Below are 24,382 nucleotides of genomic sequence, written 5' to 3'. Positions count from 1 at the left end.
CGTGGCTTATACATTTAGCGTCTGCAGCCTTTTTGCAATTTTTTTAGCCGGAAGGCTTGCTGGCCTATAAAAACGACAAATGCCCATGCAGTTCCCGCTGCATGGGCATTTCGTAAAAAGTTTTTTTGCTCAAACGAGATAGAAAACTTTTTAAGGAGTAGTTAAAAATTATCATAGTTTATAAAAGGCGTCAAGAATATAAAAAAATACATACCACAACCAGAACAAAAACAGAACGTATGTTCTTTACTGGTGTTTCTTTATATGATATAAACAAGGGGATAACATGTTTATTAAATGTCGGAAAAGTCTATACTTCCGGTAAGAAAGTTTCTCTGAAGGTGGGATATTAATGGATATTATTCGTGAGAATGGGTTGATATATTTAAATTTCAATGGGATTGAATACCGGTCAGCACATATTGAAGGACCTGTACCCGTTCCTAAGAAAGAACTTCAAGAGATACAAGTAAAAGAAATTGAAGATATACCAATACAAATAAATACAGTCGTCAATGGAGAGGCATATGATTTTACGATACAGCAGGATATAAACTCCAGAGCGATTGTAAGCTTTAGGGAAGAATTCCAAGTCAATAAATGGAGCGGCTATTTTAATTTGGATGTTTTTTTTGTTGCTAGACAAGAAGCAATTAGAAACTTTGAAATACCTATCGACTTTTCATTTGCAGATGATTCGGTGAAAATTTTATATTACCATTGGGTGATAGAAAATGAATTCCTCATTTCTTCCGTCATTCACAAAGCTGAACAATTACTTTTACAATTGGAAAAGGAAACTTATCGATCACTTAAACAGCAAACCGAGAGATACCTTCAATATTTAAGTTGAGCTATCAGCCTAGACCATCATCTTGAAGTTTTAAAATGATATAAGCAGCAATCAAAAAAGACCTTGAAATAGAATCAAGGCCTTTTTTAATTTATATATTATTTTACTCTTAAGATTCTCTTCTCCTAAAGTTTACAACATTGCCTTTGGTCACTTTATTATTCTTCTTGCTTTTTCCGTTCATGGAAGGGGTCTTTTCTAGAGGTGCTGGGATTTCAATGTTTTCTGCCCATTCGGGAATTGAATCAGAAGGATAAGGATACGGTGCTAAGGCATGATTTCTATAATTCGGATTATTGTATAGCTGTTGCTCTTTAATTAAATTTGTATACCTTTGACGCTTCTCAGTCTCAGCTTGCCATGCAGCAGTTATAACCTTCCCCTTTGGTTGGTCCGGAAATACTTCTGGCCATGATACTTTTGGCTCTTTTTCACCAAAGTGATCTTCAATAACAACATCTAATTTGTTATAAGACATTTCTAAGTAGGCTTGAATTTTCATGGCTACATACAATCCTAAGAAAATTACAACTGGTATAGAAAACCTCTCATTTCCAAATAACCAACTTTCTGGATCATTGATGGTTACACTTGCGAACCATCCAACAATCAATATGGATACTAAACTTGTTTTTAGAAATTCCTTTAATCCAATTATCCTCCAATGAGACTTCCTCGCAGCTGGATAGTAGGAAGAACTTTGGCCATTTATAAATACCCGATCGCGAAAAGCAAAGACCACTAATTGATAGAATCGGTTAGATACGCTTTTATAAATATCTGTACTGACTGATTGTGGTGGGTTTAATAGATAGTACATCATCAGAGGCGGAATATATGGTGTATCAAACCAACGATCTACTTCAGCATGAAATCTTGATTGTCTGATTTTTTCTAAAGTATCATATTTAATTTGAACGATGTTCCGATTAAATATGTAAGTTAGAAATAAAATAAGCAGCCAGTCCCAACATGCATAAAGAATGACGTATCCGCTGTAAAGAATTTCATGATAGGAATCAAATATTGGGATGCCTACTACCTTTTGAAAAATCCAGGTGATAGGATAAGCAAGAACTGCCCAGACTAAAATTAATCTTAATTTTTTCACTGATTTATCACTCCTTAAAAGTCATTATAAAAAAAGCATTCTTTTCAATGGTATTTGTCATTTAGACAGATTAAACCATTCAAAAGAATGCTTAAAAAAGTAAGAGATTTCTCCCCCGAGGGCGAAATAAAAGAAACAAGTTTATAAAAGTATCATATCATGGCTAATAAGATAATTATAGAAAATTATCCTAATGATGGTATAATATTCTTATATTCTTTTTCCCATTAACTTGACCTATGCAGGACAAGCACTTTTTTATAAAAGCTCATTTTGAGACCCATTGAAGAAAATTCACTTTCATTGGTGTTTCAATATGAGCTTTTTTGCATTTAATTTACTTTTTAAGGAGAAGAGCAATGAAGCCAAAAGCGGGAACGACAGTTAGGGGATTTAGCAAGGCTGGATTTTCATGTTGTGCTAGTTGGAATTTATGTGACATGGGACAAATATGTGTACAGGAGGATCCGGAGGCAAAGAATTATTGCCGCTGCTATATAAGAAAGCAGTCACATTTATTGTCCTTGACCGTAATCACAGAGCCATTACGCCATACTGAAGAGATTCAGGAAGATGAAACAATTGAAGAAGCAGAAGCACTTCAAATGAGTTTATTTTAAATACAAGGAGGAATATTAATGCAACTATCACTGTTTGAAGAAGAAAGAAAAGAGGACCCAAAACAAGACCATAAAAGGGCTTTGCTAATAGATGGAAACAATGTTTTAAACCGAGCCTTTTATGCAACAGCAATGAGTCCCGTAGGAAAACAAACGACTCTTAACGGTGTACACACTAATGGGGTAAAAGGATTTATACGAATGATGCTCCGCTATAAGAAAGAATTACAAATCACTCATTTAGCAGTTTTTTTTGACAAAGGAAAGGGCTTCAGAAGCAAATTATATGGTGATTATAAGGCTACCCGGAAACAGCAGCCTATGGAGTTGTCAGAGCAATTCCCCTTAATAGAAGAAGTATTAAAAAATATGGGGGTCCCTGTATTTTATAATAGTGACTATGAAGCCGACGATCTTATATCATCAGCAGCCAAGGTGCTGCAATCAGATATGGTGGTTTATACTTTGTCTAATGATAAAGATTTGTTTCAGATTATTACGGACCGTGTAATCCAAATAGTAAGGAAAGGTTCCGCTGATGTCTTTTACGATAAAAAGAAGTTTCTAGAGGACTATGAAGGTTTAAATCCTAAACAAATAATAGACTTAAAAGCAATGGAAGGCGACACAGCAGATAATATTCCAGGTATCCACGGAATAGGTGAGAAAGGAGCAAAGGAGCTTCTACATACATTTGGCACCATTGAGGCCATTATGGAAGCCATTCCTAATCTCCCAAAAGAATTAAACCGGTATAAGGCCAAGTTGGCCAAGGGTAAAGAGGAAGGTTTACTATTTAAGAAAATGGTTACCTTGAATGATCAGCTGCATGTTTTGTCTAACACGGCGGAAATTTGCTGTGACCATTGGAATATGGAAGCTTTAAAAAAAGATTGTGTTAACTTGGGAATGGCTTTCCCGAAATACTAAACCTTAAAGTAAGAAGACTATTTTACATTAGAATAGAATACATTGTATGAATATTTCTCTAATGGTAAAATAAAGCGGATATACTTTAAGGAGTTGAGTATTATGGTAGAGCTAAAGACATTTTGGCTTGTGGTTTTAAATGAAGAAACGGGTCAATTTCATAATGCTCAAGTAACAGCTGTTACAAATTCACTCGAAGCCGCTGCCATACGCTTTTATGAAAAGTTCCCCCAATACAGAGTATTAGACGGTGGAGCGGGAATTGAGAATCGACCTAAGGAAGTTCGAGCTTTACCTTATATATGATTAAATACACTCGATACGAGTGATGAATGTTGCTTAAACATCCATCAACCATATCGAGTGTTTTTTTATGGAGGAGAAAATATATGAACCTAGAAAACGTATGGAACAAGCTAGAAGGCTGTTATGAAACAGATGATGAAAAGATCATGGATGTATTCAATACAATTGTTTTCTCCAGGTTTGTAAAGTTCGGGGAAATAGAGGACTTTATAGAAAGAGTAGAACGAAAACATTTACTACTAGCGAAGGATGAGCTTTCCTGGATCCCTTCAATGGAAGTAGGGGATGAAGATTCAACACCAGAAATTTCAGAGCGCTACTATCTTCATGGTAATAGCTTTCGTGAACTTTATATGTCACGAGAATTAACAGGTTCTATTTGGCACAAAGCAAAGCCAAAAAAGAAGCGTTTCATATAGGAGGGATTAAGATGTTGCCACCAGTAAGTGATGATGAAAAAATTGTATTTCAATATGCTTTGGATTTAGTGTTATGTGCTAAAACGCTTTTAGAAAAACGAAATCTACGTGTTAATAAAGATTGGGACTTTTATACAGCCAATGCATATGGTTTTGCTAGCGAGGATTATATGGAAACGATAATTAAAATGGTACAGTTAGGAAATCAATGGACGAATCCAACATATGAATCGTTAAAAAGTGAATGCCTACGTGCAACACTTTATAGTTCAGAGTTAAGTGAATTGTTTAGACATATTCCTTTAATTTCAGGAGATTTAAATCAGGAAGTTAATCAACTTTTGGATAAAAATAAGGAATTCTATGGAGATTACGGGTCTTTAAATGTGATGTTTTGTACAGATGGCACAATAGGTTTCTATGCAGAACCATTTTTTTTGGAACTCAGTGACTTTTTTAGTGAAATGCTGGATTTCAAGGATGAACTTCTTATGCTACTCCAGAAAATAGAGGGGAGTGTTGATCAGTGAAAATGGTGGTCACTATCGATGAGAGTAAAAATGTTGATGTTCGTAAGTTTGAGGGAGATCTTCAAACAGGAAGAAGAAAAGTACTAGTAGATGACTTCATTAGAAGTATGATGTCTCTTTTACATGAAGATGAAATTTTAAATTATCTGTTTGAGAACGATTATATAGAGGTTATTAAAAATTTTATTGCAATAGAGGGGGATAACCTTCCTGAACAAGTAATGGATATATTGATAGAAAAATTGAAAGAAAACGATGGAGGTCCTCTTGAAAAAAATGAATGGTTTGTCAGGCTGCTATCATTGATGTTAGAGCAAATAAATTTAGAACATATCGAAGGAAAGTGGCTGAACAACATTCTTTCATCAACCTTCAAAAACATAAAGGTGTTAGAAGGGGATGTCATTGAATTCCGTGATCTATTGCTTCTCCTGGTGGAGCGGGCACATGTGAATAAGGATTTATCTACCCCGGCATTGTCACAAATATTAAAAGCAGCTTCTGATAAAGTTGCTGGGACTGATTCACAAGAGGAACTAAAGGACCTATTCTTATCAATAGCCAGCAAAGCGGAAGGGAGTTGGATCGAGCAAGCACTTAGTACAGCTGCGCCTAATCGCATTTTGCATAGTGGTTTCTTTCCTAAGAATGTCATTTACTATCATAAGGATTTAGTTTCCGAGACTATTGTATTAGAGGTTCCAAAGAGTCAATTAAATGTAAAATATTATGATGTGGATTATAAGCAAGTAGGGCATCCTGGAATGTTGTTCTATTTCAAAATTCAAAACTCAAGGATCCAGAACATAAAGATTGCTTGTGTGAAAGATAAGATTATTGATGAAAAAACCCAGTTATATGAATATCCATTTTCAAATGTATACTCTAACCATTCAGTTTGTTGGAGTTACAGTGAATATGAAATCAATTCACTTCAAAAATTACAACACATTCCGTACATTTTTCTAGGTACGCCTAACAACAGTCATGTTAATCCTGGTACCCGAGAACTTACAGAACAGTTCCAGGGGAAGGAGTTTGACGATGAAGTGTTAATAGCTTCTTCCTATACTTTTTCGGAATTTGTAGGGCTATAAGGCTTACGAAGAAATTGAGTGTTTACCTTTTATAGTTTCAGGAAAAATATAAATAAGCCCCCTATTCAACTTGAATTACTAACAAGAGTGGGGGCTTTTAAATTTGTTTTAAATGATACAAATAATGAAAAAAATAGTATATAATGAAGATATATCATTTTCATTTGTTACCTCGACCCATGCGGGATGAGTTTTAGATTTACTTAAATACACTTTTTCAAAAGTGATTCACATTAATTCTGCTTTAGTAGCAGTTTCAATTTGAGCGCTTTTGAAAGAGTGTATTTTTTTTGCTCTTTTAGCTATAAAACTTTTTAAGGAGGGTTTTTATTATTATGAGTAAAGTAGAAGAACTATCTATCTTTGATATGGGAGTAGAGGATGTATCTGAAAAGAGAGAAGCAGAACTCCCAAAGCAGAAGGCTAAAACGATGTCCCACCAGGTAAAGGCAACTAAGCCGAAAGAAGAAATAAAAGTAAATGGGGATTGGACTATTCATTTTGCTACAGAGTCTTTCACAGTGGCTGACTTTGTTGAAGAGGTTCCTGAAGAGGAAATTACACTTGAGGAGTTAAGAATCGAGCTAGAAAAGTCATTTTTTCAGTTCACAGCTACACGTACACGCTGGGATGTTGACAAAGAAAACAAGCGTTTGTTCCCGGATGCTGCGGGTGCTTCAAAGGGGAGCCAACAATGCCTCTCATAAATTATTATTGGAAAATCCGTGACTATTTAGACTCAAGTAAAAAAGGAATCTCATATATTGCTTCCTCAGACGGTTCGATATATGAGGCCTGGGAATCACAAATAGGAAAGATGATTGCAAAGTCACCATCTATTCCTACTTTAGATGATATTCAGGAAGGGTTTCAATTTAGATTACCTAAAATTCCAGGGGAGATGTTTTCACAAATATACTCCTTTTTTAAGGCATATTGTGACCGCCTGGATACCGAAGTGATGCTGCAGATCTTCTTTGATACAGAGTCGGGAAACTATTTTCTAGAATGCCCTGTCCAATATGTATCGAAAGTGAAGGTTGATGCAGTATTAAGCCAGGACCTATTAGGTAGAAACAGCTTGCGATATATCCAAGTTGCACAAATCCATTCGCATAACTCGATGAGTGCCTATTTTTCAAGTACAGATGACGCGGACGAAAAAGCGTTTATGATCTATGGAGTATTTGGTCTGTTGAATACAGAACGACCACAATGTAAATTTCGTGTTAAAGCTAATAATACGGCCATAACAATACCACTTGATACGATTTTTCAGGACATCACTCTACGAATTGTGCCATTTCCGTTAGAGTGGGAAAAACGAATAATTTTTAATTGAGAAGGGACTTATTCCCTTCTTTATTTTTTTAGGAGGATCATCCATGACTTTAAATCTTTTTAATGAGAAAGCCAGGAATAAAACAAAATTTTTCATTGTGCAAATAGGGGCCGGAGCAAATGGGAGTCATTTCTTTCGCTCTCTTTGTCAGGATATAGCAACGTACCGGAGCGCGAGTAATTATTCAAACCCAGACATTAACTATCATATCTCCCTATGTGACGGAGACATAGTTGAAAAAAAGAATTTAAACAATCAATTATTCGATGATGAAGATATCGGAGAACTAAAAGTGGATGCGCTGAGAGAAAGATATAGCGAACACTACAATTTATTGGTCCAGTCTATACCGGAGTATGTAACGAGCATAGAGCTTCTTCAAAAGCTGTTTACATTCCCAGAAGAGGAAAATATTATTCCTGTACTTATAGGTATGCTGGATAACAATAAAACGAGGCAATTGCTTGATCAATTTTTTTATAGTGATTATTTAAAAGATCTAATATACATAGATGCTGGGGTGGAGGGCGTTTATGTGGTTCCTGGGAAACATACATCTCAATATAGTCTGGAAGAAAAGGCAATTGAGGCCACTTCAGGGTTTAGCGGTCAAATTGTAGTAGGGTACAAACGCCGCGGTAGAGTAATTTTACCTCCTGTAGGAAGGATATTTGGCGACATTCTCCTTGATGAGGAAACTGTATTCCCTGGCCAATCATGTGGTGATGCCATAATAAATAACCCTCAACGATGTGCCACTAACAAGTTTGCTGCTCAGTTAGCCAATAACATCATGAATACTCTATTTTATTCAAATGATATAGAAAGTCATGTTGTTAATTTTAATGCACGTATAAGTGGAGCAAATCCTACAAGGATTCCTCGGAATGTAGTAAAAGAATACAACGACTTTATGAATAACAAATAACTTAATTTTAAGGAGAATTAATATGACACATATAGCATTATATCGAAAATACCGTCCTAGTGGGTTTGAGCATTTAGTTGGCCAAGAACATATAAAAAAGACGTTACTCAATGCGATCAATGGAGATTCTATTTCTCACGCTTATGTATTCTCCGGCCCGAGAGGAACTGGGAAAACAAGTTCAGCCAAACTATTTGCGAAAGCTGTAAGCTGTCAGAAAACTTCACATGGTGAACCATGTGGAACCTGTGACATCTGCTCTGATAGTAACCCAGATATTATCGAGATCGATGCAGCTTCAAATAATGGTGTGGAAGAAATTAGAGAGCTTAGAGATAAAATTGGATATACGCCTGTATATGGAAAGTATAAGGTTTATATAATAGATGAAGTTCATATGCGTGCGACACGTTACTCTATAACTAGCGCTTGCTAGGAAAAGAGTCAACTTGAATTAATCAAGTTACAACTGATAAGTGGATGTTAGGAATGAGGTCATCATGCTGACCAAAACTGACAGCTTGATACTCCTGCATGCTAAATAGATTGGTAGAATCTATATTAGTATGAAGCCAGGTAAAGTCGGCTGAATCGAATCTAAGTCACGTTCGAGTGATATGACGAGAGATAGGCCGGAGTGCTATAAAATGCCCATGGTGAGAATGTCTCTATAAAGAGACTGACGAATCCCGCGAATGAAAGAGTCTAGAGGACTAACCTAATCGAAAGATAGGTCTTGCAAGTGCAAGGTAAGTTACCGAAAAGTAAAATTGCATGTTATGAAATTCGGGATAATCAGCTATGAGATTATAAAACTTACAGGCTCAAAGCGGACACCTAAAGGCATATGTACAGCTACACTTATCGGAACGTGGAAAGCAAAGAACTCCGCAAAAACGACTACCATCGGGAGGTTGCTATAAGTCCTATTTTATGGACGAAATGCATTTATCTTTGTGAGAGTAGGGACACAGTACCTTTGAAGTTATGGAAACATAATGGAGGGATAGTCCCAAGTCTGAATACAATCAATTAATACGATAAAACAAGTTGAAGCTCATAATTCGGGTAGGAAGGTGAGTATATCACTAAGAAAAGGTGATGCACCTATGAGCACAAAAGGCGTTAGATACAAACAATATTATGAGTTTGGGGAAATTCAAAAAGTATTATATGAATCCAGCAAAACTGGAGAAAATTTTAAGGATTTGTTAGAAATCATTCTCTCAGACGAAAACATAATGCTTGCATACAGGAACATTAAAGCGAACTCAGGCTCGAAAACTAAAGGTTCTGATGGTTTCTCCATCATAAATTTAGCTGAAAAAGACAAGGAAACTTTCCTGTCCAACATCAGAAAAACCTTAGTAAATTACAAGCCACAGAGCATTAGACGAGTATTCATCCCTAAGCATGATGGTAGTAAACGACCATTAGGAATTCCCACGATTAAGGATAGACTCATTCAACAACTGTTCTTACAAGTTCTTGAACCAATATGCGAGGCTAAGTTTTATAACCATTCATACGGATTCAGACCTTTACGTTCAACTCGACATGCCGTAGCTAGAGTTCAAACTCTAATTAACATCAACAAGCTACACTACACTGTTGACATAGATATAAAGGGATTCTTTGATAACGTAGATCACACTCTCTTAATTAAGCAACTTTGGAATATTGGAATTAGGGACAAAAGAGTATTAGCAATAATCTCTAAAATGTTGAAATCTCCAATAAAAGGAGAAGGTATTTCATCAAAAGGAGTACCTCAAGGGGGGATACTATCACCCCTTCTCTCAAATGTAGTCCTTAATGACCTTGACCAGTGGGTAGCGAATCAATGGGAAACTTTTGAGACCAGACATAAATATTCTGGTAACGACGCTAAGATTTTCAACCTAAAGAGAGCTTCCCAACTCAAAGAGGGATATATAGTGAGATACGCAGATGACTTCAGAATTCTAGCAAGAGATAGTAAAACTGCTTGGAAATGGTTTCATGCGGTCAAAGGTTATCTGAAAGATAGACTTCGACTAGACATTTCCAAAGAAAAATCTAAGGTTATTAACCTTAGAAAACGCAGCTCTGTATTTCTCGGCTACAAAATCAAAGCCATCCCAAAGAAGAAAAAGTATGTGGCTAGAACCAATGTAGCTGATAGGAATGTCAAACAAATCACATCGAGATTAAGAGAACAAATTAAGGAACTGAAAAAACACCCAACTCCCGAAAACGTTGCTCTTTATAACTCAGTAGTACTAGGAAGTCAGCAATTCTTCAAATACGCTACTCATGTTACTAAAGACTTCGAAAGAATTGAATTTAACTTACTTAATACACTCAGAAGAAGACTCAAAAGGATTGCTAAATATGGATATATTAAAGTGGAAAAGACGTCAACTTATCATAAGTTATATGGTGATAGGAAGAAAAAGACATATGCTTTTAAAAAGGCAGGATATCTTTATCCTATCTCAGCCATAAGAACGGCAAATAACCTTAACTTTTCACAAAGCTTAAATCCATATGATACTCCTAAAGTCTTTGCATGGGACGTGGAACTCGTCAAGCTAATGAAAGCAAATATTCCGAATCGCTCAATTGAATATCTTGACAATAGACTATCAAGATACTCAATGCAAAAAGGAAAATGCGCGATTACGAATATGCTCCTTACAGCTGATGTTGCCCACTGTCATCATAAAGTTCCAGTGTCATTAGGTGGTACGGATAGCTTCACTAATCTAGTCATGGTACACAAACTTGTACACAGACTTATCCATGCTACTAATCAAGACACTATTGATAAATACGTTAAGATTCTGAGCCTTAACACAATGCAACTTCGTAGGTTAAATCAATTCAGAGCCCTTTGTAAGCTTGAAAGTATCTAATTGATATAAGATTCAGATGGAACGCCGTATGCGGGGAAACTCGCACGTACGGTGTGGAGCAGGGGAAAAGACGGAGATAACTTCAAACTCTTACCTATTGCTATTGACGACAGGGGCTTTTAATGCTCTATTAAAGACCTTAGAAGAACCACCTAAACATGCTATGTTTATTTTAGCTACAACGGAACCTCACAAAATTCCATTGACAATTCTCTCCCGCTGCCAGCGGTTTGATTTTAGAAGAATTACAGATAAAGTCATCATAGAACGTATGAGTTATATAGTGGAAAAAGAGAAGGTAAATGTTGATAAAGAGGCCCTGGCTATAATAGCAAGGATAGCTAATGGAGGAATGAGGGATGCTTTAAGTTTACTTGATCAAGCAATTTCTCATGCGGACGGATCTGTTACAGTCCAGGACATAGTGGAATTAACGGGCACCGTTGATCATTCTATTATTGGGAACATGATAGAAGCAATTGAGGGGAAAGATACTTCACAAGTATTGAATCTTTTGGATCAAATCATTGAAACTGGTAAGGAGCCCAAATTCTTCCTCGATGACTTACTAGCTTATTACCGAGACATTCTTGTGTACCGCCGAGTTGGAGAGAAAGCTAATCTCACTAAGGCATTTACAGACCAATCCTTCAAACAATTAGCAGAAGGAGTAACCATAGAATCAACATATACAATAATTGAAATACTTTCTAAATGTCAGTCTCAAATTAAGTATGCCGGGCAAGACAAAATTATTTTAGAAGTGGCTCTCATAAAAGCTACCGCTGATAACAATGTTAGTGAATTAGAAGCTTTACGAAAAGAAATAGAAGCCCTTAAACAAAAGGTAGAACAAACTCCTCTTACCATGTTACCTGCTGAAGAACTAAAGCCAGCAAAGAAAGATGAGCCTAAGGTAGATAATAGTGTGAGAAATAATGTTGACAAAGATAAAGAACTAGATGATTTTTGTCGCAAAATGGACGGAATCTATGAACCAGATAAAGTATTAAGTAATAGTGATACAGGTGAATTTGTAGAGAGTAATATGGTAATAGAGCCAAAAGAGGGTTCCGAATTAACGATACAGGGGGAAGAAATTAATATAAATACCGCTGAACAAGAGACCTTTGATCTGCTATCCATGATTGAAACAGAACTTAACAGCTCTGAGGCAGCAAGTACATCAGAAAAAGAAGGGGAAGATGTGCCGGCTGAGCAAACTAACGTGAATTTCTTCGATCAATTGGAAAAGGATATTACTGAAGGTGCAGATTATATTCAAATAGTTGATTCTCCTAGTGAAGAGGAGACTGTATTAACAGAGGAATATTCTGAGGCACGGAGCAATCATTTAAATGAGGTTCAGAATAAAGTATTTACTATTTTAAAGTCTGCCAAAAAAGAGTATCGAGAAACCTATGCAAAATTAAGAGATGACATACTCTCAACCTTGAAAGCTGAAAGAGTTCAAGTAATGGCTTTGTTCAGGGATGCAGAAGTTCGGGCAATAAGTTCGGATTTTATGGTTGTAACCATGAATACAAAACCCCAAGTAAAGCTTCTAGAAAAGGTAATCAATCGAAGCGTAGTTCAAGGGGTATTAGAAGAAGTTATGGGAATGGCTTTAAAATTAGTAGTTTTGGAAAAAGATGATTGGTTTACTGTAGTGCAGGAATTTCAAAAGACAAGAACTGTTTAATGAGATCGAAATCAAAACTGAGTTGAACTATTCATCTTAGAAACATATCAAAACACTATTGATAGTGGGTGGCAGCTGCCATTCAAATATTAATAGTGTTTTTTTATTAATAATGATTTTTTTTACCTGTAGATGATTAAAAGGAATTTCCATATTAATCAATACATGTTATGATAATCTCATATACACATTTTTTATTTATTCAACCCAAGCGGGATGAACTCTTTACTAAAAAACACTCAAGAAGTGATTGAATGTGCTTGCTAAAGCAAAATCCATTCGATTGTTTCTTGAGTGTTTTTTTGTTTCACTCAAAACTTTTTAAGGAGGAGTATAACATGTTTGAGAGGAGTATTAGTTTTTTCCATTCTTACATATTAACAAGTAGGAAACAGAAAAGGTGCAGCAGGGAAGAAGCCTATGCAGCATGGACCAAAGTTAAGCAGTTGCACAATGCAGATTCCTATCAAGGAGGCATAAGCATTATACTTCCTGCTGTCCACAAATTCGGAGAGGCTCTCCCTTATTCTGTAGTAATTCAAGGACTAGAATTTGAATTAGAAAGAGGTACTGCATGATGGATATTCTCACACAGCAGCCCAGGGTTAGTAATCTAATTCAAAAGGCTTTTTTACACAATAAGATTGGACACGCCTATTTATTCGTAGGGGGACCAGAGGTTGGTAAGAAAGCAATGGCAATTTGGATGGCCAAAAGGTTTTTTTGCTCCAGCCAGCATGAAGAAAATAAACCATGCCTTAATTGTATGGAGTGTGCCAGAATAGATTCAATGAACCACCCGGATCTTCATTTTATTGAACCAGATGGACAATCTATAAAGATTGATCAAGTAAGAGCGCTTCAAAAGGAATTTCACTATAAGGGCGTTGAATCTGATAAGAAATGTTATATTATCGAGCAAGTGGATAAGATGACAACTCAAGCAGCAAACTCTTTATTAAAGTTTTTGGAAGAGCCAAATGGAGACTCATTGGCAATATTATTGACTGAGAATAAGGAACGACTCCTTGATACAATTTTATCCAGGGTCCAATCCTATAATTTTCAACCAATCAGCCATGAAACAGTTCGGCAACAGCTGCTCAAAATAGGTCTAGATGAAGAAAGTTCTTTTCTTCTTTCTCAAATCAGATCAAATATTTCTATAGATGTCATACTGGAAGAAGACTGGTTCTTGAAAGCTAAGGAACAGCTTTATTCTGCATTAGTACATTTTATTGAGAAACCCTACGAAGGGATGATGGCTTTTCATCTGCATTGGCCAGCTATATTTGCAGACAAAGATAAACAGCAAATTAGTTTATCTCTGCTACAAGTTTGGTTCCAACAAGTCATCAATTTTGGCCTTGATCGAGAAATAGGATTAAAAGAACAGTATTCTTTGTTAGCGGCCTATTCTAACAAGTATGGAACTTTCAAAAGTGCAGAAATCATCGAAGAAATTATTCAGTCTAAGGGTAGACTAAAATCTAATGGTCACTATATTTTAACGTTAGAGAAGATTGCAAATAAGCTTTTATTTATTTGACACATTATTCATAAGAATTTTTAAGCCTTTAAGAGTCGCATAAGGGCTTTTTTGTATGGAAAAACATTTTTTAAGGAGAGATAAACATGTTTAAAGTAAAAGGCGAAATGCTTCAGTCTACGGTTAAAGCAATGTCTAAGGGCGCTAGAAAAGCTCGTATGGGAGAAAAAGCATGTTTTATAAAAACAGAAGGAAGCTTTGTTTCCTTCTTTTTTAATGGAGACGTTCTTCAAGTGGAAAAAAAGATAGAAGCTGAAATCACGGGGGATTTAAATCTAGCTACTTCCATAATGGAGTTAGATATGAAAGTAGCTGCTCTACCTCCAGAGGAAGATATAAATGTCAGCTTAGATGGAAGTCTACTCATTTTTAAATGGGGGAGATCTTCTCAAATTGCCTGTGAAACGATTGCAGAAACAGCTCCGCTTATTGAGATACCTGAGGTGATCGAGAATGTTCTTTGGTCACCAGGAGTGCTTCACTCACTAGCTAAGGAAATACCACCGTTCGCGGCTTTAGCTAACTCCTCTCAAGCAAAAAAGAACCCTTGTTTAGCTGGGATGTTCTTAGAAATGGATGCTGATACAGGTGAAACATTTGTCAAAGCCAGTAATAGTTATAAATCGATCGTTATCAGATCTCAAAAAACAAAGTGGTTTGAAGGGATAAAATTTTCCCTACCAACCGAGAGTTTAGCTGGGTTATCAAATATTTTTCCATCTGATGCTGAAGTGTCAATAGGTATTAATGACACACGTACACTATTGGTCTTTCAATGTGGACTCACTACTGCAGTAAGTCGAGTATTGAAAGGGAATTATCCGGATTTAGATAGTGTTTATACGGAGCTTGATGATGCTAAATCAAAGTGGATTTTTGATCGTATGGAGCTTATTGAATTATGCCGGCGAGCAAGGCAGTTGTCTCCACATAGACCGGTCCTATCCATCAGCTCTGAGAAGGGGAAGGTAAAAGCAAATCTGGAGAATATCCTCACTCAACAGCTAGGAGTTGTAGTGGAAGGGGAGCAGTTTACTTTTGCCTTCAACGCAGAGTATGTTGAAATAGCTGCCAGTTTATTTCGTTCAGAAGAAATTGTGATCCTTTTCAAAAATAAAATGTCTGCATTCACTTTATGCTGTGAGGAATCGCAACATACAAAGACTCTAATTGGACAAATGCAGAAAGACTGAGGGAGGTGAAGAGCACTACGTTTTTTCGTAGTGCTTTTTCTTATGTTAAGTATGAAGTATACAAACAAGGGGTTAGATTTTAAAACAGAATCTCTTTTTCAAGAGTTAATGAAAAATGAGTGTTTGAACTATTCAAATCAATATGAAGAACAGTTTCATTTCACAATCAAAAATAAACAAGGTCAAGAAAAAACCTACTATAAAGAGATTAACCCATTATCCTGGCATCACCAGATAAAGTACATGAACGACAAGCTCGAAGATAGTGCTGTTATTGATGCGCTTAAAGACTGGGGCTTAGAGGTTGATTCTCACTCAGTTAAAAGTGTACAGCATGTACTAAATAGTAAAAAGAAACGCCACAGAAGGAATGAGATGTCAATTGATGAAATCAAAATGACACCTAGATATAAGCATGCTCTCCAAATGGTAGAAAACCAATTTGGAGGCACCCTTTCTGATGGGAAGATACTTGCACCCTATCAAAAAGAAGGCGCAGCATTAATGATGGCTAATGAAAGGGTCTTTCTCTGTTTTGAAATGGGACTCGGTAAAACGATCACATCCTTAGTAGGTGCTCTTTCAAATCCTGTAAATGAAAGAATTCTTATTATAACTATGTCTCGAAACCTAAATGATTGGATTAGAGAGATAAAGGTTCTAGGTTATGAAGATGATTATATTCAACTTAAATCTCCTATTGATCTAAGCTCAAATAAAAGAATACATTTAGTCAGCTATGAAAAATGGTCTCATGATCGGATTGCCTTTAAATCGGTTTTAAATAGTAGTTGCCAGCAGTGTGACAGTAAGCACAGTTATAATCAAAACCTTCAATACTGTCACCATTGCAAATTAAAGGCAGAGCCTTCTAACGAGCTATATACCATGGAAACACTACCAGAAGAGTGTCCATGTTGTTCGAAACAATGGAAAAAGAAATCTATGTTCTGTAGTTGTGGATTTTCTGTAATAAAATCCAGGAAAAAATCTCTTTCCTCTTACTTTCATCGGGGTTATGACGCGGCCATAGTAGACGAAGGTCACTATCTAAAGAACGGTGATTCTAAAAGAAGTAAATCAATTGTGAGGAAGGTAAAGACAAAAAGAAGGACTATACTTACAGGTACTCCAGCAGAGAACGGAACGGTTGATTTATATTGGCAGTTGGCATGGTTGACAGGTTGTGAATCCTCTTTTGAAAATCCATTCCACAGAGAGCCATTCAAAGGATATGGAAAAATGGGAGCGGAACACTTTCGCATTTATTATGGTGGGGGACATAACAAAACCTTATTAGAGACAGATTCTATTCAAGCCAGGGTTTCACATCAAGAAGAGCTCTGGAAGTTGTTAGACACACTCATGATAAGGAAGAACCAGCAAGACAGAGATGTAGAGAATTTCATTAGGGTCCCTAAACCAAGACATATACGGCGGCACCTAGAAATGATAGACGCAGATCGAAAGCTTTATGAGGACATATTGAGACAGTTCAGAGAATGGTACATTAATGAGCTCAATAAAAAAGAAGCTGCAATTATGAAAGGCAAAAAGTATCAAATAAATGCTATAGAGGTTTGTACTTGGTTAACTAAACTAAGACAAGCAGCAAGCTGTCCATGGACCTTTAAGGAATATCAACCTTCAAAATTAGAACAGCCTACCAAGATAAGATACTTAATCGATAAAGCGAAAGGCTATCTGAAACTTGGAAAGAAGATGTTAATTTTCACTTCTCATAAGGCAACCGCTGAGCAGTTAGGCATATTATTAGACGGGATTATCCCAGGCAAACAAGCAGGTTATATACATGGATCAGTTGATATGAAATATCGTTTTGATTTAATGAATAGATTCCAGGATCCGAACGATAATCTCTCTATTCTTGTAATGACAACACGGACCGGAGCCGAATCCTACACACTTACAGAAGCAAAGGCTGTATTCATATATGATATGGAATTTAATGCAAAGAAGCTGCAGCAGTGTTACTCTCGAGCAGTTAGATGGGGACAGACATCAGTAGTCGATATTCATTGGATGATTTCAGTAAATACCATTGATGTGAATATGCATGGTTTGATCCTATCTAAACAATCCGGCGTGGATATGGCAATTGACCGACAAGAATTAGATTTCTCCCAAGTGGCGAAAGAATTTGAAGGTGATGAAGGTATTGAACCAGAGGATTTGGACTATGAAGCATTCGCAGCTGACATGTTAGCTGCAGGAACAAAGCGGGAAGAAATATTCTCAGTTTCTTAAAACTATTTAAGGAGGACTAAAATGGAGCCACGATTCGAGCCTAAAAATAAATGTATTATTATAGAATGGATGGAGCACAGGAAATCAGAATCTCCTACCCATCATTATTTTGAAGTCAAACCTTTAAGCGTCCAATTTCATCCTAAAGAAAAAAATAAAATGGTAAGAGCATATTTTCAAAGTGAGTTACCTGGCTGGATAAAAAGATATGCAGAAATCCATAAGTTCCGTGTACAATCCGTCAATAAGGATGGGATCACAGGATGGTGGCTATCAAGATGGGGCGGGTTTGAAGAAAATCCTTTTTCTTCTCCTACCATAAAAGGAGCCATAAGGCAGCTCAAAAAAATGATTCCCGATGTTTGTGATGACTTAAAAGAAAAAGTAAATGATAATGCATCAATCATTGAAAAAAACTTAATGATCGATGCAGTTGCTTTTGAACCTTTTGGACTTTACTTCTCACCGGAATTAATTGTTGGAAAAGGTGGATGCATGTTACTAGAAAAAGGGGTTATCCCGGAAAAAGAAGACAATCAAGATGATGAAGAATATAGAAATATCATTGAAGCTACTGGAAAACTGTCCGAATTGGTGTGGGAGATAACGACTCCTTTACCTTTTAATGAAGAGCAAGATTTAGAATTAGAGGAAAAAGAAACTGAAGAAGAATTACTTATCACACAGTTAGAAGATGAAGAAGAAATTGTTTTACTAGATGAATTTGAAGATTTAGAGGATCTGTCTGTTTTGGATGAAGAACTAACCCTTGAGCCATCAGAACAATTTTTCGAGGAAGATATCTTGGACCTTGATAGAGAAATTACGATTGAAGAAGATGATTTTACTGAAGAAACCCATTTGAATGAAAGTTCTACATCTGAACCCATGAATCAAGAAGATGAAATAGAAAATATTGAGATGGAGTTAGATAGCACTTCTGAGCCTGATGAAGAACAAAACATTGATCCTTCTAGTGATGAGGAAATAGAAGAGGACCTTAGTAAAGTAGAACATAGAGTACTCCAACAAAATGATAAGAAATCAAAAGCCTTAGCTGGTCAGGTTGCACTATTTTAATATGTGAAAGCCAGGAGATATTCTCTTGGCTTTCTTTAAATCGCTTGCTAGTAATTTGTAATTCAGGTATAATATTCATATATTAATTTTACTCTTTTAACTCTACCGAAGACGGAAGAGCTTCTTTTTTTGTTCAACCTACTACCTTGGTAGCCTTGTTTTTTAAATCGCTAAGTTTATTTAGTATACTTGTATATTCAAAGCCCTAAAGGGAATTGTTCTTTTTTGAACCTTTCCTTTAGGGCTTTTTTACATATAGAACACTTTTTTAAGGAGGAATATGTGTGGAGATTAATGGAGTGCATGCAGTAATTATATTTGTTGGCATTATAATTGCGATTGGAGCATTTCCAACTATTGCAGAGTTGTTTCATGAAAGACAAGTATCTAAATGGAGTGGAGCTAGGGTATACAATTATGAGCAAGCAAGAAGCTTTTCATTTGAAGGAGTTTCATCATATTCAAACGTTCAACCAAAAATGCCTCTTCAAGAAGAATTACCAGTGGCATCGGATATCCCGGTATTTTCTGCAGATGAGGTTGAACAGGTTGACGAAGTAGAACATAGTATTCCGACAGATGATTTGTTGGTTAACGTTGATAAACTTGTTTCACTAATGCAAGATAATGAAATTGAAACAAAAGATGAGTTTGAAATTTCAAATTCAGACCTTTCTTTATTTGCGACGGAATCCTTTATGGATGAAACAGGTAGTGTGCCTAGTATACTTCCTGAAAACGAGTACAATGCTATATCAAAAGAATATGGTAATGTGGTTGCTAATATGATCACTGCTACTCCAACAAGTACATTTTCTGACGGATATCTAACGATGATTGGCAAAGTTGGATCAGATGGAGAATGTTTTGTATTAAAGTATAAAAATGAATCTATTAAAATGATTGGGCCTAAAGTACCGGTTCATGTAGAGGAAGTCGTTATAGTCTCAGGACACTTTATAGCAGACGATAAATTTCAGGTTGAAGAAGTGTTGGATCCAGAATTAATAAAATATGGATACTATGAAAGCGACATGCAACATGCAGTAATATAGCATTTTATAAAAGAAAGGGAAGTGGATTTTCTACTTCCTTCTCAAAGCTTTTAACAACGTTGAAGGTTTTGAGAAGGAAGTATTTTTATTGATATACATGAAAAAAAAGTAAACTCATAAAATATTTGTCAAAACCTGTTGAAACGATTAAGCATTTTGTACTATAATTTTAATTGAAATTTCAATATCTAATTATCAAAATATCAAATGAAATTCATAGACATACACTTAACAGGTAATAAAATAACATTGTTGGGAGAGGTAAAAATGAGTATTAACATGACTGAACAAAAAGTATTAGGAGCAAATAGGGCTTTGGCTTTGCAAATTAAGGATGCCTTAATGCTCGAAAAGGATATAAAGCAAGAATTCCTTCAAAATTATTCTGGTACCATGAATTTCTTTGTTAGGAATTATGATTTGCAGAAGTTGTCTATTGAGTGCAGTAAAGTTGTTGTCCATAACGGTGAGGTGCTTGAGAATGAGCCAGAAAAAAAACCTCAGATCAACGAAGATGTTTATAAGACCTGGGTTTACTTGATTTCCAGAGCAATAAAGGGATCTTTAGATAATTATGAGTGCTGCTACCTGAGCATTGATTATCAAATAAATAAAGAAGGGAACTCAATTGAACAAGGCCTTATTAAATCTAGATGGGAAAAACATTATAAAAAATCATAAAAGGCAATAAGAAGGCAGAACGTCAATAGGTGATTTTCGATTCACACAGCGCACTACTCCCATCAAGATAATATTGACAAAATTACCATATTTAATAATAATAGAGATTAATTACATATTCGAACCAAAAGCGGAAGGACCGCGCATTAGGGATTAACCCTATTTGTGCGTGCCTTCCGCTTTTTTGTTTGAGGGGAGGTGAGAAAATGAAAAAGGAAAAGTCACTAAAACCTACTATGAAACCAGGGCTCAAAATTAAATCGCTCCTATTAATGTTTTGTTTTTCTGTTTTTATGAGCCCTGCATACGCCTCTGCAGCAGATATTGGTAAAGACATCTATCAGAATGGGAACAATCGAATAAATGACACTGTTCTTACGATTATTAAATTGGTAGGTGGTGTAGGTGGGGGCATATTCACTCTTGGTATTTTGATAATTGCAGTACTCATTATGCTTGGTTCCATAAGTGCAGCAAAGATGAGAACGATTTGGATATCGCTAATAAGCTGCATATGCGGAGCCTTTCTTTTCTACTCTGCCTGGTACCTTGCTCCTACAATTGCCCAGATTGCAGGTTAAAAGAATGAAGGGTGGAATTTTTTCCACTCTTTTTTTTATAGGGAGGTAAGTTTATGAATGAAATTATTGTACCTGTAGATTTAACGGAAGAGGAAAAGGAGATCCTTGCAGTTTTTTCTAAGCGGCAGTTTTTAATTGTCTTTCCAAGTCTTTTTGTTTCTCTTGCTCTGCTTGTATTTGTCAGCATCCCATTTCTAGATGGCTGGGTTGACGGAATTATCCGGTTCATTTTTGCAATATTAATTCTGGGGGGGTCTGTTGCTCTTGCATACATAAAACTTGATAAGCATGAACAGTATCTCTCTGAATTCTTTGTAACAAAGTTCAAGTTCTTTAAATCACAAAAAGTTTACCACTCATAGAAAGGGGAGGACCGCAGTATGCAGATTTTCGATATTTTTGTTATTGCTTCCTCCATCGCTACACTCATTCTTATAGGCTTCCTATTTATAGCAAAGAAAAGGATGGATAACAATGAGCCTGTAGCTGGTTGGAAAAGAAAACAGTTTTTGGAGGAACAAAGGGAGTCCACCGGTGAGCCAACATCTAAAGGTCCTAAAAAACAAATAAAAAAGCCGAAATCCGATGAGGTGTTACTAAAAGATCTAATCGGTATTAAAGATATTCGATACGGAATTTTTGAAAAGGCAAGAAATGAGTACTCAGTTATTGTTTCAAGTGATTTTGTGAATTTTGACTTGTTAAACACCAGTGAGAGGCAAAGTATTATTCTGGGTTACCAATCACTCTTTAGAGTTATTAATTTCCCTCTTCAAATTCTAGGACAAGCAGTGCGTCAAGATCTGCGGAAAGAGGAAATTCGGTTTAAGAAAAACCTTGAAAAAGCAAACCCTCAGACCAAAGATTACAATAACCGAGTTATAAGCTATATAACCAAACGGGCGGTCCAAGATTTTCGCTTAACACGAAGAGTTTACTATGTTGTCAGTTATATTTATGAGCCATCAAAGATGGGGAAATTAACCGCGGCACAAAAGGAACGAAAGATAGCGGAGACTCTTTACCAACAGGCTTTCATAGTTCAAAAGATGTTAGCACGAGCAAAAATTGAAAGTGAAACACTAGGCTCTTTAGAAGCTATTGAAGTGTTAAAGAGAGCAATGAACCGGGATAGGATGCTTTCAAACCCTATTGAGAACTTAGTTGAGGTTGGAAAAGAGAAAATTACCAGTTTTATTACGATTGATCCATCTACACTACCTGGTTATGAAATGCTGGTCCAAGATTTAGAGGAGGTATTTGAAGATTATGAAGACTATATTCCGGAAGAAGAACAAGAAGAAAGAATCTCCTGAACCAGTCATTGAAGACAAAGAAATTTCGTTTCCCTCACTCTTAGATAATGCACTTAATGACGGAGTTACCTTTAAAGACGATCATTTTTTACTTCAGACTGGCTTAGGCCAAATTAAGTATGGTCGTACCTTTTTTATCAAACCAAGTGGTTATCCAAGAACAGTTCGGATTAACTGGTTAGAAGGTTTATTTATGGGAGATGACATGGATGTCTCTGTCCATGTAGATCCTTTCCACCGCACAGAAGCCATTAGAAAATTGAAAAATAAAATTGACCAATTGGAGACCGTTTTTCATTCAGCTAGACAGAACGAAAATATGGCTTTGATTGAAGATTCTCTTCAGAAGCTAAAGGATGCAAAGTTCCTAAGAGATCAAATACGAAATAACCAAAATGGACTTTATTATGTAAGCATTCAAGGTTCCATTTATGCAGATTCGTTAACTCAATTGAATCAAAAATGCGTAGACCTGGAGACCAATTTAGGCGGAGAATCTATTGAGTTGATAAATGCATATGGAAGGCAGCGGGAAGGTTTTCTTTCCACTCTTCCAATGGGTCATAATTATTTGAAAAATACCTCAAGGAATCTGGACCAGTTAGCTTTGACAGGTATATTTCCGCACACCAGTTCAAAGTTAAATCACACCGGTGGAATGCCGATTGGAGTTTATGGAAACGAATATGTCTACTACAACAATTTCGATAGCAAATTAAATAACTATAATGTAGGGATTTTTGGTGAATCAGGAGCCGGAAAAGGAGTCTTTGTAAAACAACTTATTGGCCGGGGATTCATGGACGGAATAAACCGGGTGGTCATATTTGATGTAGAGCCAGAATACAGAGAGTTGTCATTAGCATTAGGTGGCTGCGTTATAGAGTTAAGATCTGATTCTTTCGAAGGAAGATCTAGTCGTATTAATCCGCTCGATATTTATGTAGAGAAAGAAATAATAAATAAAAATGAACCAGACGAACATATTTTAGAGCGGGTTAACATTAATGAAAAAGTCAAAGAGGGAATTGAGTTTTTTAAGGTCATGAAAGAAGCTGTTACAGGTAATTCAGGAGCAACTTTAACCCCTACAGAACTGGGTAACCTGGATGAGATCCTAACAAAACTCTATAGAGACCACGGGATAACAGAGGACCCTAACTCCATTTATAAAGAGGTTGAGGGATTTGATACAGAAGGAAAACTTATTTGGAAGAAAGTTTACACTGAGATGCCCACAATATCAGATGTATACAACGAAATCTCAAATCGTGTTAAGGACGGGGTAACTCAACTTAATGAGCTCCAGAGTGTGGTCACTCTTTTTACGAGAGGGAAAGCATTTGGGATGTTTGATGGGCAGACTGAAATTATTACAGAACAAGACCTTGACCTGGATCAAACTCCAATTGTGTGCTTTGATATTTCGCGACTATCTGCTAATGGAATTGAAAGGCCGCTCGCACAAAATGTCCTAAACATATGGACTTGGAATCGATTCATCAAAAATGATCCCAAAACGAAGAAGAGAGTCGTTGCCGATGAATTCTGGATGCAGCTTAAGTACCCAAGCATGCTCGAATTCCATAAGCTGTTGTCCGCACGAGGTAGAAAGTGGAATGTTAGTTTAACAATCGTCTCTCAACGATATGAAATGTTTCATAGAACAGAGGAAGCACAAGATATTATTGCTCAGCTTAATACTGTTGCATTCTTAAAGCAAAGTGACCAAGATATTGAACCTATCTTACAAACCTTCAAACTTAGCAATGAGGTCGGCCAAATGATTAGAACTGCAGATACTGGAGAAGTACTGCTTAAGGCTGGTAAGGAGATCGTATTTTTCAGGAGTGAACCGACTCCAGATGAGTGGGTCTACTTAAATACTAACCAAAACATTCAAGTTGTTGGTTGAGGGGAGTCT

The 24,382-nt window shown here is 36.3% G+C and carries 24 protein-coding genes and 1 pseudogene; 24 read left to right on the top strand and 1 reads right to left on the bottom strand.

The genetic code is table 11. The annotated features are described in order from the left end of the window. Nucleotides 1-352 precede the first annotated feature (352 nt). The gene (locus CYJ37_RS23410; RefSeq protein WP_101552241.1) at nucleotides 353-853 is read left to right on the top strand and encodes a hypothetical protein; all 501 of its coding nucleotides are present in this window, start codon (nucleotides 353-355) and stop codon (nucleotides 851-853) included. A 109-nt stretch (nucleotides 854-962) separates the two neighbouring features. Here the strand turns inward: CYJ37_RS23410 and CYJ37_RS23405 are convergent, their stop codons facing one another. Continuing rightward, nucleotides 963-1,964 carry a hypothetical protein gene (locus CYJ37_RS23405; RefSeq protein ID WP_101552239.1) on the bottom strand — a complete coding sequence of 334 codons (1,002 nt, stop codon included), beginning with the start codon at nucleotides 1,962-1,964 and terminating at the stop codon, nucleotides 963-965. A 359-nt stretch (nucleotides 1,965-2,323) separates the two neighbouring features. Here CYJ37_RS23405 and CYJ37_RS23400 point away from each other — a divergent pair, with 359 nt between their 5' ends. The 23 genes and pseudogenes from CYJ37_RS23400 to CYJ37_RS23290 all read left to right on the top strand — a co-directional run bounded on the left by CYJ37_RS23400 (nucleotide 2,324) and on the right by CYJ37_RS23290 (nucleotide 24,373). After that, nucleotides 2,324-2,584, top strand: a complete 261-nt coding sequence (locus tag CYJ37_RS23400; RefSeq protein WP_101552237.1) for a hypothetical protein — start codon at nucleotides 2,324-2,326, stop codon at nucleotides 2,582-2,584. Between the two features lie 18 nt (nucleotides 2,585-2,602). Beyond that, complete coding sequence (locus tag CYJ37_RS23395; protein ID WP_101552235.1) at nucleotides 2,603-3,514, top strand: 5'-3' exonuclease; 912 nt, start codon at nucleotides 2,603-2,605, stop codon at nucleotides 3,512-3,514. A 102-nt stretch (nucleotides 3,515-3,616) separates the two neighbouring features. After that, nucleotides 3,617-3,820: a hypothetical protein gene (locus CYJ37_RS23390; RefSeq protein ID WP_101552232.1), complete on the top strand. Its 204-nt coding sequence runs from the start codon at nucleotides 3,617-3,619 to the stop codon at nucleotides 3,818-3,820. An 83-nt stretch (nucleotides 3,821-3,903) separates the two neighbouring features. Continuing rightward, nucleotides 3,904-4,239, top strand: a complete 336-nt coding sequence (locus tag CYJ37_RS23385) for a hypothetical protein (RefSeq protein ID WP_101552230.1) — start codon at nucleotides 3,904-3,906, stop codon at nucleotides 4,237-4,239. 11 nt (nucleotides 4,240-4,250) lie between these two features. Next, nucleotides 4,251-4,769: a hypothetical protein gene (locus CYJ37_RS23380; RefSeq protein ID WP_101552228.1), complete on the top strand. Its 519-nt coding sequence runs from the start codon at nucleotides 4,251-4,253 to the stop codon at nucleotides 4,767-4,769. A 2-nt stretch (nucleotides 4,770-4,771) separates the two neighbouring features. Then, entirely contained in the window at nucleotides 4,772-5,866 is a 1,095-nt protein-coding gene (locus CYJ37_RS23375; protein ID WP_257964299.1) for a prokaryotic E2 ligase family D protein, read from the top strand. A 335-nt stretch (nucleotides 5,867-6,201) separates the two neighbouring features. Further along, a complete protein-coding gene (locus CYJ37_RS23370; RefSeq protein ID WP_101552224.1) occupies nucleotides 6,202-6,573 on the top strand; it encodes a hypothetical protein in 372 nt (123 codons plus the stop codon). After that, the gene (locus tag CYJ37_RS23365; protein ID WP_101552222.1) at nucleotides 6,561-7,208 is read left to right on the top strand and encodes a hypothetical protein; all 648 of its coding nucleotides are present in this window, start codon (nucleotides 6,561-6,563) and stop codon (nucleotides 7,206-7,208) included. Before CYJ37_RS23370 ends, CYJ37_RS23365 begins: the two co-directional genes overlap by 13 nt. Nucleotides 7,209-7,251: 43 nt before the next feature. After that, complete coding sequence (locus tag CYJ37_RS23360; RefSeq protein WP_101552220.1) at nucleotides 7,252-8,136, top strand: ThiF family adenylyltransferase; 885 nt, start codon at nucleotides 7,252-7,254, stop codon at nucleotides 8,134-8,136. 22 nt (nucleotides 8,137-8,158) lie between these two features. After that, nucleotides 8,159-8,545: pseudogene (locus tag CYJ37_RS23355) on the top strand (AAA family ATPase); the annotation flags it as partial. A gap of 700 nt (nucleotides 8,546-9,245) precedes the next feature. After that, on the top strand, nucleotides 9,246-11,033 hold the full coding sequence (ltrA, locus tag CYJ37_RS23350) for a group II intron reverse transcriptase/maturase (protein WP_101552216.1): 1,788 nt from the start codon (nucleotides 9,246-9,248) through the stop codon (nucleotides 11,031-11,033). Nucleotides 11,034-11,049: 16 nt separating this feature from the next. Beyond that, complete coding sequence (locus tag CYJ37_RS23345; protein ID WP_101552214.1) at nucleotides 11,050-12,735, top strand: hypothetical protein; 1,686 nt, start codon at nucleotides 11,050-11,052, stop codon at nucleotides 12,733-12,735. 338 nt (nucleotides 12,736-13,073) lie between these two features. Then, entirely contained in the window at nucleotides 13,074-13,313 is a 240-nt protein-coding gene (locus tag CYJ37_RS23340; protein WP_101552212.1) for a hypothetical protein, read from the top strand. Beyond that, nucleotides 13,310-14,284 carry a DNA polymerase III subunit delta' gene (gene holB / locus CYJ37_RS23335; protein WP_101552210.1) on the top strand — a complete coding sequence of 325 codons (975 nt, stop codon included), beginning with the start codon at nucleotides 13,310-13,312 and terminating at the stop codon, nucleotides 14,282-14,284. The genes CYJ37_RS23340 and holB overlap by 4 nt, the downstream gene beginning before the upstream one ends. A gap of 86 nt (nucleotides 14,285-14,370) precedes the next feature. Beyond that, entirely contained in the window at nucleotides 14,371-15,477 is a 1,107-nt protein-coding gene (locus tag CYJ37_RS23330) for a hypothetical protein (RefSeq protein WP_101552208.1), read from the top strand. Between the two features lie 42 nt (nucleotides 15,478-15,519). After that, on the top strand, nucleotides 15,520-17,745 hold the full coding sequence (locus CYJ37_RS23325; RefSeq protein ID WP_257964296.1) for a DEAD/DEAH box helicase: 2,226 nt from the start codon (nucleotides 15,520-15,522) through the stop codon (nucleotides 17,743-17,745). A 21-nt stretch (nucleotides 17,746-17,766) separates the two neighbouring features. Beyond that, nucleotides 17,767-18,825 carry a hypothetical protein gene (locus CYJ37_RS23320; protein WP_101552206.1) on the top strand — a complete coding sequence of 353 codons (1,059 nt, stop codon included), beginning with the start codon at nucleotides 17,767-17,769 and terminating at the stop codon, nucleotides 18,823-18,825. Nucleotides 18,826-19,109: 284 nt separating this feature from the next. Next, a complete protein-coding gene (locus CYJ37_RS23315) occupies nucleotides 19,110-19,880 on the top strand; it encodes a hypothetical protein (protein WP_101552203.1) in 771 nt (256 codons plus the stop codon). A gap of 267 nt (nucleotides 19,881-20,147) precedes the next feature. Continuing rightward, nucleotides 20,148-20,561, top strand: coding sequence for a hypothetical protein (locus CYJ37_RS23310; RefSeq protein WP_101552202.1), 414 nt, complete (start codon nucleotides 20,148-20,150; stop codon nucleotides 20,559-20,561). Nucleotides 20,562-20,767: 206 nt separating this feature from the next. Then, nucleotides 20,768-21,142: a TrbC/VirB2 family protein gene (locus tag CYJ37_RS23305; protein ID WP_257964295.1), complete on the top strand. Its 375-nt coding sequence runs from the start codon at nucleotides 20,768-20,770 to the stop codon at nucleotides 21,140-21,142. Between the two features lie 53 nt (nucleotides 21,143-21,195). Beyond that, nucleotides 21,196-21,504 (top strand): PrgI family mobile element protein, encoded by a 309-nt coding sequence (locus tag CYJ37_RS23300; protein WP_101552200.1) that lies wholly within the window; start codon nucleotides 21,196-21,198, stop codon nucleotides 21,502-21,504. An 18-nt stretch (nucleotides 21,505-21,522) separates the two neighbouring features. Beyond that, a complete protein-coding gene (locus CYJ37_RS23295) occupies nucleotides 21,523-22,458 on the top strand; it encodes a hypothetical protein (protein ID WP_257964294.1) in 936 nt (311 codons plus the stop codon). Then, the gene (locus CYJ37_RS23290) at nucleotides 22,412-24,373 is read left to right on the top strand and encodes a VirB4 family type IV secretion system protein (RefSeq protein ID WP_101552198.1); all 1,962 of its coding nucleotides are present in this window, start codon (nucleotides 22,412-22,414) and stop codon (nucleotides 24,371-24,373) included. Before CYJ37_RS23295 ends, CYJ37_RS23290 begins: the two co-directional genes overlap by 47 nt. Nucleotides 24,374-24,382 lie beyond the last annotated feature (9 nt).

This window comes from Bacillus sp. UMB0728, from assembly GCF_002858875.1.
GTDB classification, from domain to species: Bacteria; Bacillota; Bacilli; order Bacillales; family Cytobacillaceae; genus Bacillus_AB; species Bacillus_AB infantis.
The sequence above is the reverse complement of the archived record's forward strand: the minus strand, read 5'-3'. Positions and strand labels throughout refer to the sequence as shown.